This window comes from Aggregatibacter segnis ATCC 33393 (assembly GCF_900476035.1).
GTDB lineage: Bacteria > Pseudomonadota > Gammaproteobacteria > Enterobacterales > Pasteurellaceae > Aggregatibacter > Aggregatibacter segnis.
This window is the reverse complement of record NZ_LS483443.1, coordinates 947,002-964,702: the sequence shown is the minus strand read 5'-3', so window position 1 is coordinate 964,702 and position 17,701 is coordinate 947,002. Positions and strand designations below refer to the sequence as shown.

Annotated in this window: 15 protein-coding genes; all 15 read right to left on the bottom strand. The window is 42.7% G+C overall.

Annotated features, from left to right (window positions below; all coding sequences use genetic code 11):
* Window positions 1-24: 24 nt before the first annotated feature.
* A complete protein-coding gene (gene lpxC, locus DQN58_RS04910; RefSeq protein WP_006717325.1) occupies window positions 25-942 on the bottom strand; it encodes a UDP-3-O-acyl-N-acetylglucosamine deacetylase in 918 nt (305 codons plus the stop codon).
* 43 nt (window positions 943-985) lie between these two features.
* Complete coding sequence (gene ftsZ, locus DQN58_RS04905) at window positions 986-2,272, bottom strand: cell division protein FtsZ (protein WP_006717322.1); 1,287 nt, start codon at window positions 2,270-2,272, stop codon at window positions 986-988.
* Between the two features lie 87 nt (window positions 2,273-2,359).
* Window positions 2,360-3,640, bottom strand: a complete 1,281-nt coding sequence (gene ftsA, locus DQN58_RS04900) for a cell division protein FtsA (RefSeq protein WP_006717321.1) — start codon at window positions 3,638-3,640, stop codon at window positions 2,360-2,362.
* A 22-nt stretch (window positions 3,641-3,662) separates the two neighbouring features.
* Window positions 3,663-4,430, bottom strand: coding sequence for a cell division protein FtsQ/DivIB (locus DQN58_RS04895; protein WP_006717319.1), 768 nt, complete (start codon window positions 4,428-4,430; stop codon window positions 3,663-3,665).
* Window positions 4,427-5,356: a D-alanine--D-alanine ligase gene (locus DQN58_RS04890; RefSeq protein WP_032997780.1), complete on the bottom strand. Its 930-nt coding sequence runs from the start codon at window positions 5,354-5,356 to the stop codon at window positions 4,427-4,429. The genes DQN58_RS04895 and DQN58_RS04890 overlap by 4 nt, the downstream gene beginning before the upstream one ends.
* Before the next feature lie 12 nt (window positions 5,357-5,368).
* Entirely contained in the window at window positions 5,369-6,799 is a 1,431-nt protein-coding gene (murC, locus tag DQN58_RS04885) for a UDP-N-acetylmuramate--L-alanine ligase (RefSeq protein ID WP_006717316.1), read from the bottom strand.
* A 59-nt stretch (window positions 6,800-6,858) separates the two neighbouring features.
* Window positions 6,859-7,923 (bottom strand): undecaprenyldiphospho-muramoylpentapeptide beta-N-acetylglucosaminyltransferase, encoded by a 1,065-nt coding sequence (gene murG / locus DQN58_RS04880; RefSeq protein WP_006717313.1) that lies wholly within the window; start codon window positions 7,921-7,923, stop codon window positions 6,859-6,861.
* A 45-nt stretch (window positions 7,924-7,968) separates the two neighbouring features.
* Complete coding sequence (gene ftsW / locus DQN58_RS04875; RefSeq protein WP_006717310.1) at window positions 7,969-9,159, bottom strand: putative lipid II flippase FtsW; 1,191 nt, start codon at window positions 9,157-9,159, stop codon at window positions 7,969-7,971.
* 15 nt (window positions 9,160-9,174) lie between these two features.
* Window positions 9,175-10,479, bottom strand: coding sequence for a UDP-N-acetylmuramoyl-L-alanine--D-glutamate ligase (gene murD, locus DQN58_RS04870; RefSeq protein ID WP_006717308.1), 1,305 nt, complete (start codon window positions 10,477-10,479; stop codon window positions 9,175-9,177).
* Window positions 10,480-10,518: 39 nt separating this feature from the next.
* Window positions 10,519-11,604, bottom strand: coding sequence for a phospho-N-acetylmuramoyl-pentapeptide-transferase (gene mraY, locus DQN58_RS04865; protein WP_006717305.1), 1,086 nt, complete (start codon window positions 11,602-11,604; stop codon window positions 10,519-10,521).
* A complete protein-coding gene (murF, locus tag DQN58_RS04860; protein ID WP_006717303.1) occupies window positions 11,598-12,977 on the bottom strand; it encodes a UDP-N-acetylmuramoyl-tripeptide--D-alanyl-D-alanine ligase in 1,380 nt (459 codons plus the stop codon). The genes mraY and murF overlap by 7 nt, the downstream gene beginning before the upstream one ends.
* Window positions 12,978-12,985: 8 nt before the next feature.
* Entirely contained in the window at window positions 12,986-14,452 is a 1,467-nt protein-coding gene (gene murE / locus DQN58_RS04855) for a UDP-N-acetylmuramoyl-L-alanyl-D-glutamate--2,6-diaminopimelate ligase (RefSeq protein WP_006717300.1), read from the bottom strand.
* Window positions 14,453-14,513: 61 nt separating this feature from the next.
* Window positions 14,514-16,340 (bottom strand): peptidoglycan glycosyltransferase FtsI, encoded by a 1,827-nt coding sequence (gene ftsI / locus DQN58_RS04850; RefSeq protein ID WP_006717298.1) that lies wholly within the window; start codon window positions 16,338-16,340, stop codon window positions 14,514-14,516.
* A 17-nt stretch (window positions 16,341-16,357) separates the two neighbouring features.
* Window positions 16,358-16,675, bottom strand: coding sequence for a cell division protein FtsL (ftsL, locus tag DQN58_RS04845; protein ID WP_006717295.1), 318 nt, complete (start codon window positions 16,673-16,675; stop codon window positions 16,358-16,360).
* Window positions 16,675-17,643 carry a 16S rRNA (cytosine(1402)-N(4))-methyltransferase RsmH gene (gene rsmH / locus DQN58_RS04840; protein ID WP_006717294.1) on the bottom strand — a complete coding sequence of 323 codons (969 nt, stop codon included), beginning with the start codon at window positions 17,641-17,643 and terminating at the stop codon, window positions 16,675-16,677. The genes ftsL and rsmH overlap by 1 nt, the downstream gene beginning before the upstream one ends.
* Window positions 17,644-17,701 lie beyond the last annotated feature (58 nt).

The window sequence follows — 17,701 nt, the reverse complement described above, 5'->3', positions numbered from 1 at the left end:
ATATAGCTTTTAAGAAAATATTTTTTAAATCAAAACTTGAGCAGGAGCAACATAACCTTCCGGAACTTGTTGTTTGTCTTCAAAGGTGACAAATTCCCAAGCTTCTTGATTATCTAATACCGCTCTTAATAATTTATTATTCAAACCATGACCTGATTTATAGGCTTTAAAATCACCAATAATGTTATAACCACACATATATAAATCACCGATGGCATCTAACATTTTGTGACGAACTAATTCATCTTTAAAACGTAAACCGTCTTCATTCAAAATGCGGTAATCATCAAGCACAATGGCATTATCCAAGCTACCGCCTAAAGCTAAACCTTGTGACTGTAGATATTCAATATCTTTCATGAAACCAAAGGTTCTAGCGCGACTAATTTGTTGAACAAAAGCCTGCGCAGAAAAATCCATCACATAGTTACGTACATTTTTACTAATTGCCGGATGGTTGAAATCAATAGTGAAATCTAAACGGAAACCGTTATAAGGGGAGAACTCAGCCCATTTATCACCGTCTTCTACACGCACTTTTTGCTTAATACGAATGAATTTTTTCGGTGCATTCTGTTCTTCAATGCCGGCATCAAGCAATAAATAAATAAATGGACTTGCACTACCATCCATAATTGGAATTTCAGGTGCATCAACTTCAATAATCACATTATCAATACCCAAACCCGCTAATGCTGCGTTTAGGTGTTCAACTGTTGAAATGCGCACACCTTGTTCATTCACTAAGCAAGTACAAAGCATAGTATCACGCACTGAATTTGCATTTGCAGGAAATGTAACCGGCGGATTTAAATCAGTACGGCAATAAACAACACCGGTATTTGGCATTGCAGGACGTAGAATCAATGTCACTTTGTTACCGCTGTGTAATCCTACACCTGTTACTTTTATGCTTTGTTTTAAGGTTCTTTGCTTAATCATAATCTGTCTCTTAACGTATTGTTATACAACAAAATAATTGTCGTTATTTGTCGTTATTACGCATAAATCCTTGAACGTTAAATAAATTCGTATCTTTCAAGCGTTCAGTAATTGGGGTATCTAAATCATCTCTACGATGATTTTGAACATTCTGTTGATGATTTTCATCTTGCGAATTTTGACTATAACTTTGCGGACGAGTTCCTAAACCACCAAAAGAAGTATTTACCGGTTGAAGTCCTGGTTGTGAATTTTGTGCAACTTGTGGACGAGGTGAAATTTGAATTTCAGGTGCGTCAGGCTCACCAATACCAGTTGCTACAATAGTTACGCGAATTTCATCAACCATGTCTGGTACAAGTGTCGTACCAATAACAACCGTCGCCTCTTCAGATGCAAATGCTTTAACAGTATCACCAACCGCGTAAAACTCGGATAATCCTAAATCCATTCCAGCAGTAATATTGACTAACACACCTTTTGCGCCGGACAAATCAACGCGTTCTAATAAATCACTTTTCACAGCGATCTTAGCTGCATCTTCTGCACGACCTTCTCCAGGCGCACTTTTGGCAGAGCCAAAACCGATCATAGCCTGTCCCATCTCAGACATGACAGTTCGCACGTCAGCGAAGTCCACGTTAATTAACCCCGGGGAAGTAATCATATCTGAGATGCCAGTAACGGAATTACGTAGAACATCATTTGCAGCAGAAAATGCTTGCATGAGCGTTGCATTTTTAGGCATAACCTTGGCTAACTGCTCATTCGGAATGATAATCAAGGAGTCTACATGTTTTGATAATTCTTTAATTCCCATTTCAGCGAACATCATTCGTTTTTTACCTTCAAAGGAAAACGGTTTTGTTACAACTGCAACAGTAAGAATACCTAATTCTTTTGCAATTTGAGCAACAATTGGAGCGGCACCAGTACCTGTACCCCCCCCCATACCCGCAGCGATAAATACCATGTCAGCACCTTCTAGCATCTTACGAATAGCATCCTGGTCATCTTCAGCCGCTTTACGTCCAACATTAGGGTTTGCACCAGCCCCTAGACCTTTCGTGGTTTCTGCTCCAATTTGAACTGTTTGCTGGGCTTGGCTTTTACGAAGAGCTTGAGCATCAGTATTTACTGAATAAAATTCAATCTTGCCATGTTCATCCGTATTTATGATGGATTCATCAATTAGAGTACCGCCAACTTCTTTTTCTAAAACACTGGCGACCATGTGGTTAATAGCATTACCACCGCCACCACCAACACCGACAACTTTAATCAGCGCGCCACTCATTTCACCAAGATCGTACTCTACTGGCTCAAACATAATTATCTATTCTCCGTGAATGCCGACATATTATCAGCATAAATTAAAGCCCAAATTTTTCATATTGTAGATGAAAAATCAAAATTATCAAAATTCTGACCGCACTTTATTAAAGATTTTTTTCAACACATTACCGCAGGAATTTAGGAAATTACTTCCCGAGTTTTCCTCATGAATCAATCCATCATCTTCATTGCTATGTTCATACTGAAGTAAACCAATAACGGTTGAATATTGAGGTTTATTCACATAATCCGTTAAACCGGTAATGTTTAACGGACTGCCTATTCTTACTTGATGATTAGAGCCAAAAACCTCTTCTGCACATTCTTTTAAATCTTCTATTTGAGCACCGCCACCAGTAATCACAATACCCGCGATAAGCTCACATTTCATATTTTTGGATTCTAAATCTGCTTTTAAACGTAACCATTCGTTTTTAACTAAACCAAGTAATTCTTTGTAACGCGCTGATGTTACAAATGACAGTTGTTCTTTTGTTAATACGCGAGGCCCACGCCCACCAATGCCAGAAACTTCAATTTTCTTATCTGCATGATATTTTGGAGGCATTAATGCACTACCGTGGTTAACTTTGATACTTTCTGCTTCCATTCTAGAAGCAGCACAAGCATAGGCAATATCATCGGTAACTCGATTTCCAGCGTAAGGAATCACCTTACTAAAGCGCAAAGCACCATTGATATACACCATGATATCCATCGTACCCGCACCAAAATCAACTAAACAAACTCCTAAGTCTTTTTCATCCTCTGTTAATACAGAATAACTTGAAGCCAAACCGGAGAATACAATTTTATCGACTTTTAATTTACAGCGTTCTACCGCTTTTTTCAGGTTATTTAACCAATCCTGATGACAAGCAATCAAATGAGTTTGTGCTTTCAAACGAACACCTTGTAATCCCAATGGATTTTTAATATTCATTTGTTTATCAACAGCAAATTCTTGCGGAATAATATGAAGCAAAGACAAGCCTTCCGGCATTTTTACCGAACTTGCCGTATGAATTGCAGAATCAATTTCATCTTGCGTCACTTCGCCTTCTGCAATAGGCACGAAACCATTCTCATTAAGACTCTGAATATGTTCCCCGGTAATGGCTAACGTCACGCTCATGATGCGACAGTCAGCAACTGACTCCGCCGCTTCAATTGCACGCTGGATAGAGGTGACGACCGCATTTAAATCAGTAATGCTTCCTTTATCAATCCCCTTTGAAGGACAACTGCCGACGCCAAGTACATTTACCACACCGTCAGGCAATACCTCACCAACGACTGCAACAACTTTAGAAGTGCCCACTTCTAAACCAACAATGGTCTTTGATTCCACAATTTTAGACATATTCTAACTTCACACTTAATAATTAATTTAAATCAACCATACCCACTGTAGCACCGGAGGCATAACGCAAATCAACATAGGATATTTTCTTATTTTCAGGCACTTCAATTTGGGGATAAATTGTGACAAAACGATCCAGTTTTGTTTTCCATTCACCACGCCCCAGTTTCAGCACCACATCATTATCCAGCACGACTTGCCAAGCACCGCGAGCATCAATGGCTACCGCCTTAAGCGTTAAACCTTTCTGTTTTAAATCGGCATAAATTCTATTCCAAGCGTCCAACACTTTTTCACTTTGGAAATCAGGACCTGCTAAACGAGGTAAATGAGTTTCTTTTAATTTACTCATTGGTAATTGAAAAACCGCACCATCTTCGGACAAAAAGTCGCTTTCATTCCAAATAGCAATCGGTTTATATTCCGTTACCCAAATGCTCAATCTGTTCGGCCACATTTTGCGAACAACCGCCCCTTTTACCCAAGGCATTGTTTCAATTTGTTCACGAATAGCATCAATATCTTGACCAAAAAAGCCTTTTAAATCGCCCATTTTTAATAAAGCATCACGCACATCAGCATCTGTCGTGAAATTGGGTGAGCCAACCAACGCAAAAGCACTGATAGGCTTACTATCTAATTTTTCTAGGAAATTTTGCCAATTTGAATAAGAATAGAACAATATGCCAACGCATAATAGCACAAGTAATAATTTAATTTGCACAAAAACTTTGGGTTTCGGCTCACCATATCTTATATTTTGTGTGGTTTTGCGTTTTAGTAAATTCATTCCGCGCTCAACTCTAAAATTCTCTCAACCAACTGCTCAAAAGAGTAGCCGACCGTTGCCGCTGATTTTGGGAATAAACTATGGCTAGTCATACCCGGATTCGTGTTGACTTCCACTAAACGGAAGTTTCCTTCCGCATCCGCAATCACATCAATACGGCTCCAACCTCGGCACCCGACCACATCATAGGCCTGTTTTACTAAATGGCGAAGCTCCTGCTCACGTTTATCACTTAACCCAGCCGGACAAAAATACTGTGTATTATCAGAAATGTATTTTGCATCATAATCATAGAACTCACCTTCCGGCACGATTTTAATGGAAGGTAACACTTCGTTATCCAGTACCGGCACAGTGAATTCATCACCGGCAAGCCATTCTTCAATCAATACGGTGCGATCAAATTTAAGGGCAAAATCCACCGCACTTTCCAACTCTGCAATCGCTTTCACTTTGGTTAACCCTACACTAGACCCTTCTAAAGAAGGTTTCACCATCAACGGTAAGCCGAGTTTTTTGACTACTGACTCAGGGTTTAAGTTTGCTCTATTTTCCACGGTAACGATTTCCATTTCAGCGACCGGCAACCCAAAAGCTTTCCACAACATTTTGGTACGCATTTTGTCCATAGTAAGCGCAGAGGTCATCACGCCACAGCCGGTATAAGGAATACCGATTTGCTCCAGCAATCCTTGCATCGTGCCATCTTCACCACCGCGACCATGTAAAATATTAAACACACGATCAAACCCTTGTTCTTTTAAAGTCGCCACCGGAAATTCTTTCGGATCAATTGGGTGAGCATCATACCCTTGTTTACGCAACGCGTTTAATACTGCAGTTCCTGAATTTAAAGACACCTCACGTTCGGCTGAGGTTCCGCCCAATAATACGGCGATTTTTTCTTGTTTTAATGTTTTACTCATCTTGCTATCCACTTATTCTTTTGTCCAACGTTCGACTAACTGACGTGAAAGCTTACTCACGCTACCGGCGCCTTGCGCCAAAATTAAATCACCATCTTGAATGAGATGATCAAGCACCTCACCTAATTGCGCTGTATCAGACACCAAAACCGGGTCCACTTTACCAAGATTGCGAATAGAACGGCATAACGCTTTACTATCAGCGCCCACAATCGGTGCCTCGCCGGCGGGATACACATCCAACATAATCAAGGCATCGACCTGAGATAAGACTTGCACAAAGTCATCAAATAAATCGCGGGTGCGGGAATAACGGTGCGGTTGGAAAATCATCACAATCCGTTTATTTTCCCAACCTTGACGCGCCGCTTGAATGGTGACCCCAACTTCCGTCGGATGGTGTCCATAATCATCCACCAACATCACTTTACCGTTCGGACGAATAAATTGGCCCAACTGATCGAAACGACGCCCCGCACCTTGGAAGTCGGCTAACGCAGCTAAAATCGCTTCGTTTTTAATACCTTCTTCTTTCGCTACCGCCAATGCAGCCGTTGCATTTAAGGCATTATGGCGTCCCGGCACATTCAGCAAGACATCAATCCGTTCACCACTCGGACAAATCACGGTGTAATGTCCTTGGAAACCGGTTTGTTGATAATCTTCAATGCGATAATCGGCATTCTCACTGAAACCGTAAGTAATCACCTGACGCCCAACTTGTGGCACCAAGCTCATTAAATCGGCATCATCGGCACATAACACGGCTAGCCCATAAAATGGCAAATTATGTAAGAAATTCACATAGGTTTGCTTCATTTCATCAAAATCACCGTGATAGGTATCCATATGATCCGGCTCAATATTTGTCACGATAGAAATCATCGGTTGCAAATGCAAGAAAGAGGCATCACTTTCATCAGCTTCGGCAATCAAATAACGACTGCGCCCTAAATGTGCATTCGTCCCGGCCGATTTCACCAAACCGCCATTAACAAAAGTCGGATCCAAACCTGCTTCCGCATAAATCATAGAAACCATCGCGGTGGTCGTCGTTTTACCGTGCGTACCGGCAACCGCAATGCCATGACGAAAACGCATTAATTCCGCCAACATTTGCGCACGTTGAATGACCGGAATGCGTGCTTCTTTTGCCGCCACCACTTCAGGGTTATCATCACGAATCGCAGAAGAAATCACCACCACGCTGGCACCGGTAATATTTTCTGCTTTATGCCCAATAAAAACTTTGGCGCCGGCATAAGCTAAACGCTGAGTCACCGCACTTTCCGCAATATCAGAACCGGAAATATGATATCCCTCATTCAATAAAATTTCGGCAATACCACACATCCCCGCGCCACCGATACCGATAAAATGAATTTGCTTCACTCGGCGCATTTCCGGAATGATGTCTCTAATCTGTTGATGATAGTTATCCATGAATATGTCCTTTTTACTCAGTCGTTCAAAACAGTTGAAAAAACGACCGCACTTATAATTTAATTTGCCACGTCTTCAATCACGTCAGCGACCCGTTTAGCCGCTAACGGTGTTGCCTTACTTTTTGCCTTTAACGCCATGGCTAATAATGTTTCACGATCTGCCAGCAACGGAGTTAATGCATTCAAGAGACGCTCTTCGGTAAATTCCGGTTGCTCAATGATCAGCGCAGCCCCCGCATCCGCTAAATATTTGGCATTCAAAAATTGCTGACGGTCTTTATGTTGGAAAGGCACGAAAATAGCCGGTACACCTACTGCCGCCAATTCGCACACCGTCAATGCGCCCGAGCGACAAATCACAATGTCCGCCCAAGCATAAGCTTCTGCCATATCATCGATAAATTCAGTCGCCACGCCATTTTGATTTGCCTGATAGATTTCCTCAATGCCGGCTAAATTGCCCTTGCCTACTTGGTGACGCACATAAATCTCCAAACCTTGGGCACTGAGTTTCTCTGCGACTTTTGGCACTGTTTGATTTAACACGCGCGCCCCTTGGCTACCGCCGACTACTAAAATACGCAAGGTTTTATCACGCGTGGCAAAACGTGTTTCTGGGGCTTCTGTTTGGAATAAATCACGACGTACGGGATTTCCTACCACTTCAGCATGAGGAAACGCATTTGGGAAGGCTTGCAACACTCGAGCAGCAATTTTGGATAACCAATTATTGGTTAACCCCGCAATGGCATTTTGTTCATGCAATACCACCGGCACGCCGCAAAGTTTTGCCGCAATACCGCCCGGGCCCGAAACATAGCCGCCCATGCCTAATACCGCATTGGGTTGGTATTGTTGAATAATCTTACGCGCTTGACACACCGCGCGCAAAATAGCAAAAGGCGCCAATAATAAACTCTTGATGCCCTTGCCACGTAAACCTGAAATTTGGATAAATTCAATGGGAATGCCATGTTTTGGTACGAGTTGGGCTTCCATACGATCTTTAGTGCCCAGCCAGCGAATTTCCCAACCTTGCTGTTGTAATTCTTGTGCAACGGCAATGGCAGGAAAAACATGTCCGCCTGTTCCACCTGCCATCACTAATAATTTTTTACCCATATCTTTTCTCTAAAAACACTCAAAAAAATGACCGCACTTTGGTTCTTAGTCATCCCGCAATCTTGCTTGACCACCGCGCATGAGGCGGTTTTCGTGGTCAATGCGCAATAATATGCCGACAGTGACCGACATAATGATAATACTGGAGCCACCGTAACTGATCAGCGGGAAGGTTAAGCCTTTCGTTGGCAACATGCCGAGAGCCATACCAAGGTTTACAAAACCTTGGAAGAAAATCCAAAAGCTGATACCGAAAGCCAAAAAGCCTTTAAAACGTTGCTCTAATATTAGAGATTCTCGTCCAATTTTCATGGCGCGGAAAACCAATAAACCAAGCAAAATAATAATCACTAAAATGCCGAAAAAGCCGAATTCTTCGCCCACAATAGCCATCACAAAGTCAGTGTGCGCTTCCGGTAAATATTCTAGTTTCAGTACAGAATTGCCTAACCCTTCGCCGAAAAATCCACCTCGGCCGAATGCCATTAAAGAGTTGGATAATTGGAAACCGGTACCGTAAGGATCTTTGAAGGGGTCCATAAAGCCGGTGATACGTTTAAGACGATAAGCAGAAGAAAGTACCAGCCACACAAACATCAATGCAGCAAAACCAAATAAGAGAAGGAATTGTCCAAATTTTGCACCGATAATAAATAGCAAACCGAAGGTAATGACAAATAAAACGACGGTACTACCCAAATCCGGCTGCATCAATAAGAAACAACCTAACAATCCCATCACCAAAAATGGCTTAACCGCACTTAACTTACGACTACGCACCTCATCATAACGACGGGTAAAATAACTAGCGAGGAAACAAGTTAAGGCTAACTTGGCAAATTCTGCAGGCTGGAAATTGAATAAAACCATTGGGATCCAACGACGGGCACCATTCACCTCTCGCCCAATCCCTGGAATCATCACAAGGAAAAGCAAAACCAACGCAATGCCAAACAATCTAACATGCCATTTTTCCCATTTATCCATGGAAATTTGCAAAGTGAAATAACAGGTTACGCAGGAAAGAAAAATATAAATCACATCCCGCTTGGCAAAATAAAACGGATCACCATGTAAGCGTGTTCCAACTGGAATGGAAGCGGAAGACACCGCCAGTAAACCAATAAGCAATAGCACGAGATACAACCACAATAACGCACGATCATATAATAAACTCGCCGGCGTAATCGTCGTCGTTTGTTGCCAAGTTGTTTTCAGTTTAGCCCAAAATTCCATGAATAAAATCCGTCTTTAACTTAAACGAGCCAAACGCGTGAACTCATCACCACGAGCTTCAAAACAAGGGAATTGGTCCAAGCTGGCACAGGCCGGTGATAACAACACCACATCCCCCGCTTGTAACTGCGGACGAATTGCTGCAATGGCCTGTTCCATGGTGTCGAATAATTGACTTTGTGACGAAAGTGCAGCTAACTGTTTACCATCCTGCCCAAAGCAATAACAAAAAATATGCGGTTGATTAATTAATGTCGCCAATTCAGAAAAATCTGCGCCTTTGCCATCACCACCGAGTAATAAATAGAGTTTCCCGGCGACCTGTAAACCGGTTAATGCAGCAACCGTACTGCCGACATTGGTTGCTTTTGAATCATTAATCCAACGCACGCCGTGCGCCATATGCGCTACTTGGAAACGATGTTCCAAGCCACCGAACTCGCGAAGTGCGGTCTGAATTCCCAACAAATTAATGCCTGCAGCTTGCGCCAAGGCAATCGCCGCCAACGCATTCATGTAATTATGGCGACCGGTTAATTTCATTTCATCACAAGCTAAAATCACCTCACCACGCGCCATTAAATAGGTTTTCTGATTTTCATTTTTCAGCCAATAATCCGCATGATGTTCCGCAAAACTCACTCGTTTTTCCGGGTGTTGAGTAGTTGGCAGGGTAAGCGGGTCTTCTCCGTTAACCACGGCCGTTTGGCAATTGTCGTAGATTTTTAATTTCGCATGGCGATAATCCTGTAAATCCACGTAACGATTCATATGATCTTCGGTGACGTTCAACACCGTTGCCGCCACGGTTTTTAGCGAATAGGTGGTTTCTAACTGGAAGCTGGAAAGCTCCAAAATGTAAATATCATGCGATTGATTTAAGAGAGAAAGCGCAGGAATGCCAATATTTCCGCCCATGCCAACGCTTAATCCGGCGGCTTTTGCCATTTCTGCAACCAATGTGGTCACAGTACTTTTCCCATTAGAACCGGTAATGGCCACAATCGGTTTATCCGCTTCTCGACAGAACAGCTCAATATCGCCGACGACTTCGACACCGGCTTGAAGTGCGGTCTGAATTTCAGGTGTTTTTACTGCAAGACCCGGGCTAATCACGATCAAATCGCTTTCTAAGAGCCATTGCTGGTTTAAACTGCCGGTATGCAGAGGAATGGCTTTATCAAGTTGTTCTGCGCCCGCCGGTGCATTGCGTGTATCAATGACACGAACATCTGCATGTTTAGCGCGCAGAAAATCAACACAGGACAACCCTGTTTTACCCAGTCCGATAACAGTGACTTTTTTATCTTGATATTGCATGAAATTCTCTCTCAAAAATGACCGCTCTTTTTAGGGTGATTAACGTAGTTTTAAGGTCACTAAACCAATTAATACCAACATTAAGGAAATGATCCAGAAACGTACAATAACACGTGGCTCCGGCCAGCCTTTTTTCTCGAAATGATGATGAATCGGCGCCATCAGGAAAATGCGTTGTTTGTTACGTAATTTGTAAGAACCCACTTGTAAAATCACGGACAGCGTTTCCATGACAAACACGCCGCCCATGATCAGTAATAGAAATTCTTGGCGCACCAATACGGCAATCACACCTAAAGCCCCGCCCAACGCTAATGAGCCCACATCGCCCATAAATACTTGTGCCGGGTAAGTGTTAAACCATAAGAAACCAAGACCCGCGCCAACAATGGCGGTACAGAACACGGTCAGTTCCGCGCTGAATTTCAGGTATGGAATGTGTAAGTATTCCGCAAAATTGATGTTACCTGTCGCCCACGCCACCAATGCAAATGCGCCGGCCACCATCACGGTCGGTACAATCGCTAGACCATCTAACCCATCCGTTAAATTCACGGCATTACTGGAACCGACAATAACAAAGTAAGCCAATACAATATAAAAAATGCCCAATTGCGGCATAAATTCTTTAAAGAATGGCACAACCAAGCGGGTGGCATCGGTGTCTTTACCGATCGCATACATACCGAAAATCGCCACTAAGGCAATAACAGAAAGCCAAAAATATTTCCAACGGGCAATTAAGCCATCCGTGCTTTTACGGGTAATTTTGCGGTAATCGTCCACGAAGCCGACAGCGCCGTAGCCAAATAAAACGAACAAGCTAAACCAGACATATGGATTGGTTAAATCTGCCCATAATAATGTACTCACACCGATGGCAAAAAGAATCATGACACCACCCATCGTCGGTGTACCTTTTTTGGCGAAGTGACTTTCAGGGCCGTCATTGCGTACGACTTGACCAAATTTCAGCAATTGTAAGCGACGAATGACTTTCGGTCCAATCCATAAGGACAATAAAAGTGCCGTGAGCAACGCTAAAATAGCACGCACGGTAATATAGGAAATCACATGGAAATCAGAATTGTATTTGGTGAGAAACTCAGCAATCCAAACTAACATAAAAAATTACCCTTTAATAAATCGATCACGTCTTCCATTTTCATACTGCGTGACCCCTTCACCAAAACAACGACTTTTTGTTGTGTTAATTGTTGTTTAATAATTGGCGTTAAATAAGCGACAAGTTCTGTTTTATCAGTAAAATGGCGTCCAAAATTGACCGCACTTATCACGGAGCTGGAACGTCCAAAAGAAATCACCAAATCCAATTTAGCTGCCCAGGCAAACTCACCCACTTCTTGATGACAAAGCGGTGTATTATCGCCTAATTCACCCATATCACCAACAACAAAGACGCGAAAAGCCGGATATTTTTGCAACACGGAAATCGCGGATTTCATGGAGCCCACATTGGCGTTATAAGTGTCGTCTAGTAATAAAAGATTGTCGCAAGGGTGAATTGGGAATAAACGCCCTTTCACCAAGGATGGCGTTTCCAACCCTTTTTTTACCTGCGCTAACGTTGCGCCCACATTCATTGCCAACGCTGTAGCAGCTAAGGCATTAGATACGTTGTGTTCGCCTAAATAGGGGGAATCGATCTGCACATTGCCTTGTGGCGTGTGTAATACAAAAGACGCCCCTTGTTCGGAGAACTGAATATGTTCTGCATAAAAATCAGCTTGTGGATTGTCATAGGAAAAATATTGAACTTCATGTTGCCCAATCTCTTTTTGCCATTTTTGTTGATAGTTATGCGCTTGGTTAATGATGGCAACGCCATGATGAGTTAACCCGCGGAAAATTTCGCCTTTCGCTGTTGCAACACCGTCAAGAGAACCAAAACCTTCTAAATGTGCTGCCATGACATTATTGACTAACGCCACATCAGGCTGCGCCAAGGCGGTGGTATAGGCAATTTCACCAATATGATTGGCGCCAAGTTCAATCACTGCAAATTTATGTTTTTCGGTTAACCGTAATAACGTTAGCGGAACACCGATGTCGTTATTAAAATTGCCTTGGGTAAATAAAACGTCGTCAAAATCCACCGCACATTGTTGCAAGATAGAGGCCGTCATTTCTTTTACCGTGGTTTTGCCCGATGACCCTGTCATCGCCACCACTTTCGGATTGATTTTCTCACGCAACCATTTGGCAAGCTGCCCTAAGGCAAGACGGCTGTCTTTCACAATTAATTGGGCAATATTGCCCTCTGTTGGATGTTCAACCACGGCGGCAACACAACCTTGTTCAGCCGCTTTCATAACGTAGTCATGTGCATCAAAATTTTCGCCTTTCAACGCAAAAAACAACCCATTGTTGACGGCTTTACGGCTGTCTGTACTCACATTTTCGACAGTCACGTTGCCATCACCGATAAGCTGAGCCTCTAAAATGGAGGCGATTTGAGAGAGAGATAATGTAATCATATTTTTTGTTACTGAGATAAATAATGACGGGCAACTTCCTGATCGGAAAAATGATGCTTTGTTTTACCAATAATTTGATAGTCTTCATGCCCTTTGCCGGCAATTAAAATAACGTCATTTTCCACCGCACTTTGAATCGCAGTGGCAATGGCCTCTTCACGTTGGTGTATCACTTGTACGGCTTGCGGATGAATAAACCCTTTTAAAATATCCGCCATAATTTGCGTATGATCTTCTGTACGGGGATTATCATCCGTAGCAATGACCTTATCCGCCAACTGTTCGGCAATTTTCGCCATAAGTGGACGTTTACCACTATCGCGATCACCACCGCAGCCGAAAATACACCAAAGCTTACCATGGCAATGTAACCGTGCTGCCTGTAACGCTTTTTCCAACGCGTCCGGTGTATGAGCGTAATCCACGATCACGGTCGGTTTATGCGGAGCATGCAGCATTTCCATCCGACCACATACGCCGGTTAATTTATGTGCACTACCAATGAGTTCGGCTAAGTCATAACCAAGCGCCAACAAGGTTGCCATGATCAACAATAAATTACTGACGTTAAATGCACCAATAAGCGCGCTTTGTAACTCGCCATTGCCCCAAGAAGATTCAAATTGAATGCTAGCGCCTTTGTGGTTAAAGGAGACGTTTACCGCTTTCAACCATTTGGCTTGTCGTGGAGCAAAATCTGCGTTGGCACTTACTGCAACTGCTTCCGGCATCTCAGCTAACCATGCGGCTCCAACAGGATCATCCGCATCAATGATGTGATGACGGCTATCCAATTCGCTGAATAAACGTTTTTTTGCTGCGGCATAATTTTCCATCGTGTGATGGTAATCCAGATGATCACGACTTAAATTAGTGAACACCGCAGCACTGAAATGTACGGCCTCTACACGATGTTGTACTAAACCGTGAGATGACACTTCAATCGCCGCAAAATCTGCGCCTTGTGCGACAAACTCCGCCAGTGATGCTTGGATTTCCACCGCAGAACCTGTGGTATTTGTCGCTTCTTTGACTCGGCCGAATAAACCGTTACCAATGGTGCCCATCACGGCGCTGGTATGCCCTAAAATCTTTGTCCACTGTGCTAATAATTGTGCGGTTGTCGTTTTTCCGTTGGTGCCGGTAACCCCAACCAACGTTAAACGCTTGGAAGGCTGCCCATAAAACACATCCGCAAGATGGGATAAATGTTCGCTTAAACGGTAAAACGCAATGAGCGGAACCTGTTGTTCATAGCGCACCTGAAGATGTTGCGTCTCAGAATCAGCCTCAAAAATGACCGCACTTGCGCCATTTTGCAACGCTTGTGGAATATATTGACGACCGTCGGTTTGATGTCCTTTAATTGCAACAAAAAGACAGCCGGCCTTTGCAGTTCGACTGTCTAATGTCATTTCGGTGAGATTCACATTTTCTGCTATGTGAATCCCGAGAAGATGAGTTAATCGATACATAATGTTTTCTCAATGAATGAGTGAAAAACGCTTTATTTACGCACCGCACTTTATGTCTAATTTAGTTGACTTCACTTGACTTTTTGCTACTCAAACGAACAGTGCGTTTTGTTGTTTTATCCGTTTCAACGCCATCCGGCGGTACATTGTTGCTACGCAACGCATAGCTCATGATGCTGGAAAATACCGGTGCGGAAATTGCACCACCATAGTACTGCCCTGCTTTCGGATCATTAATCAGTACCACCAAAGCATAACGTGGGTCGGTAATTGGTGCGATACCTGCGGTATAAGCCACATATTTATCTACATAGCGGCCATTTTCCAATTTCTTCGCCGTACCGGTTTTAATCCCGACACGATAACCTTCGACCATCGCACGGCCATTTTTAATCGCGACTTTTTCCATCATGTTGACAACTTCACGTGTAATTTTTTCAGAGAACACACGTTGTCCCACGACCGGTGGATCCACTTTAGTAATAGAAAGCGGGCGATAAATACCAAAGCTACCTAAAGTGACATAAGCACGAGCAATTTGTAATGGCGTTGCATTCAAACCATAACCATAGGCTACGTTAGCACGCTCAATATCAGACCAGCGAGCGCGATTGGCATTCAATAAACCGGATTGTTCGCCAATCAAACCTAAATCAGTCGGTTTGCCTAAACCGGCATTTTGATAGGTTTCCATTAAAGCACTCGGCGGCATGCGTAACGCTAAACGGCTCACACCGCGGTTACTGGAGTTTTCTAAAATGCCATCTAAACTTAACTGATCACGTGGTGCGACGTCTTTTACTTCATGGCCGTTCAAGATGAGCGGACCAGTATTAATAATTTCATCACGACGTACTGCCCCACGTTGAAGTGCGGTCAAAACCACGAACGGTTTTACAGTAGAACCCGGCTCAAAGGTATCGGTAATCGCGCGATTACGCATTAACTCGGATTTTACTCCCACTCGATTATTTGGGTTATAAGAAGGAGCATTGGCCATTGCCAATACTTCACCGGTGCGCACATCCACCAACACAGCCGTGCCAGATTCCGCTTTATTCTCGGCAACCGCTTTCTTAATTTCACGGTAAACCATGGATTGCAATTTTTCATCAATGCTCAATGTCACGTCTTGTGCATCATATTTCTTCACATCAGAAATATTTTCGACAATGTTACCGAATCGGTCTTTACGATATGTCATGGAACCGGATTTGCCCACTAACATGGAATCAAAGCTTTTTTCAATGCCTTCAATACCTGCGCCATCAATATTGGTATAACCAATCAAATGTGCTGTTTCTTCCACGCGAGGATAAAAGCGACGCGCTTCCATTTTGAGGATAATGCCGGTAATTTTTAGCTCTTTAACATACTGTGCAAGCGTTGGTGAAATTTGACGAGATAAATAGACAAAACGGGATTTCGGATCTTTTTCAACTCGCTTAACCAAATTGCTATAAGAAATCCCTAACGCTTCCGCCAATTTTTGCCAACGTTCTTTGTCTTTTAACGAATTTTCATCAAAAATAAATTTTGGATCCGCTACCACAGAATACATCGGCACACTTACCGATAAAAGTTGCCCATTACGATCTAAAATAGAACCGCGAACAAATTGAATTTCTTGTGTGCGTAGAGAACGTTTATCCGCCTCCCCCATCAAAGAGTCCGCATTGATAATTTGCATATAAGCCGCTTGAGCAACCAATGCCATTAAGCCCAAGAAAACACTGGTTAACGCCCACAAATAACGCCCTTTTAAGAAACTTCTCTCATAAACCATTTTAGGCTTATTCGGTTTTACCGAAGAAGTATTTTGTGGCGACGGTTTAGGGTTATTCTTTTTCGCTTGTATCGGCTTAATTGATTTATTAAATTTAACCATATTTGTGATTTCCGCGTTTATTCAAGAATAACAACTTCTTGTTCTGGGGTTGCTCGTTGCATGCCGAATTGCTTGGCAATAGCTTCTATGCGTGTATTATCGCTGAGGGTTGCTTCTTCTAATCTTAAATTAAGATATTCATTCTCAAGCGCTTGATGTTGTAAAACCAAATCACCTTTCTCTGCCACTAATCCACGTGTTTGATGAGTAAGCCAAACCGTGCCTAATGCACTTAGCGTAATCGCCAGTAATAAAATCAACACCAATTTATTTGACGTAAATAAATCTTCAAGAATAATGTTTCGCAAAGGGAATCTATCGTTATTTTCTAACATTAGCTTAATCTCTCCGCAATTCTTAAGACGGCACTACGTGCTCTTGGGTTTTGGGCAATTTCCTCATCACTTGGCATAATCGCTTTGCCAATCACTTTTAAGGTTTGATTACGTTGAATTTGGTCTTCACGCAATGGTAAACCTTTCGGAATATCCTCGCCTTGGCTTTGTTTACGCATAAAATGTTTCACCATGCGATCTTCCAATGAATGGAAACTGATAATCGATAAACGCCCGCCCGGGGCTAACACAGTTAACGCTGACTGCAAGACCTTTTCCAGCTCATCTAACTCTGAATTAATAAAAATACGGATCGCCTGAAAGCTTCGTGTAGCAGGATGTTTATGTTTATCTTTAAATGGCACAGTCTGTGCAATTAATTCAGCGAGTTGTAACGTACGTGTTAAACATTCACCGCCATTTTGCACCGCACTTTTATTGTAATTCACGATGGCCGAGGCAATTTTCTTTGCAAAACGCTCTTCACCAAACGTTTTTAAAACCCACGCCAAATCTTGTTCAGAAACATGTTGTAACCATTCCGCTGCGGACATGCCTTTACTATCATCCATTCGCATATCTAATGGACCATCTTTCATAAAACTAAAACCGCGCTCAGCATCATCCAATTGCGGAGATGACACACCAAGATCAAGCAAAATGCCGTCAATCTTGCCGACTAAATTTAACTTCTCACAAATAGGTAAAATATCTGAAAATGCGCTGTGTTCGATATGAAATCGTGAATCTTGAATTTTTTGAGCCTCAACGACGGCTTTAGGGTCTCGGTCAATGGCAATTAATCTACCGTTAGCCGATAACTTAGAAAGGATTAATCGGGAATGCCCCCCGCGACCAAACGTACCGTCAATATAAATGCCGTTTTCTTTTAAAGCCAAACCATCAACGGTTTCATGTAATAAAACCGTCGCATGTTCAGCTGATGAAAACGCATTTAAATGACTCATAAATTATTACCGGTGATATATAAAATATAATTTAAAGATAAGATAGAGCGGCATAATT

Excerpts from the sequence above, each read along its gene's own strand:
- lpxC (WP_006717325.1), bottom strand. The coding sequence starts at position 942 with ATGATTAAGCAAAGAACCTTAAAACAAAGCATAAAAGTAACAGGTGTA.
- ftsZ (WP_006717322.1), bottom strand. The coding sequence starts at position 2,272 with ATGTTTGAGCCAGTAGAGTACGATCTTGGTGAAATGAGTGGCGCGCTG.
- ftsA (WP_006717321.1), bottom strand. The coding sequence starts at position 3,640 with ATGTCTAAAATTGTGGAATCAAAGACCATTGTTGGTTTAGAAGTGGGC.
- DQN58_RS04895 (WP_006717319.1), bottom strand. The coding sequence starts at position 4,430 with ATGAATTTACTAAAACGCAAAACCACACAAAATATAAGATATGGTGAG.
- DQN58_RS04890 (WP_032997780.1), bottom strand. The coding sequence starts at position 5,356 with ATGAGTAAAACATTAAAACAAGAAAAAATCGCCGTATTATTGGGCGGA.
- murC (WP_006717316.1), bottom strand. The coding sequence starts at position 6,799 with ATGGATAACTATCATCAACAGATTAGAGACATCATTCCGGAAATGCGC.
- murG (WP_006717313.1), bottom strand. The coding sequence starts at position 7,923 with ATGGGTAAAAAATTATTAGTGATGGCAGGTGGAACAGGCGGACATGTT.
- ftsW (WP_006717310.1), bottom strand. The coding sequence starts at position 9,159 with ATGGAATTTTGGGCTAAACTGAAAACAACTTGGCAACAAACGACGACG.
- murD (WP_006717308.1), bottom strand. The coding sequence starts at position 10,479 with ATGCAATATCAAGATAAAAAAGTCACTGTTATCGGACTGGGTAAAACA.
- mraY (WP_006717305.1), bottom strand. The coding sequence starts at position 11,604 with ATGTTAGTTTGGATTGCTGAGTTTCTCACCAAATACAATTCTGATTTC.
- murF (WP_006717303.1), bottom strand. The coding sequence starts at position 12,977 with ATGATTACATTATCTCTCTCTCAAATCGCCTCCATTTTAGAGGCTCAG.
- murE (WP_006717300.1), bottom strand. The coding sequence starts at position 14,452 with ATGTATCGATTAACTCATCTTCTCGGGATTCACATAGCAGAAAATGTG.
- ftsI (WP_006717298.1), bottom strand. The coding sequence starts at position 16,340 with ATGGTTAAATTTAATAAATCAATTAAGCCGATACAAGCGAAAAAGAAT.
- ftsL (WP_006717295.1), bottom strand. The coding sequence starts at position 16,675 with ATGTTAGAAAATAACGATAGATTCCCTTTGCGAAACATTATTCTTGAA.
- rsmH (WP_006717294.1), bottom strand. The coding sequence starts at position 17,643 with ATGAGTCATTTAAATGCGTTTTCATCAGCTGAACATGCGACGGTTTTA.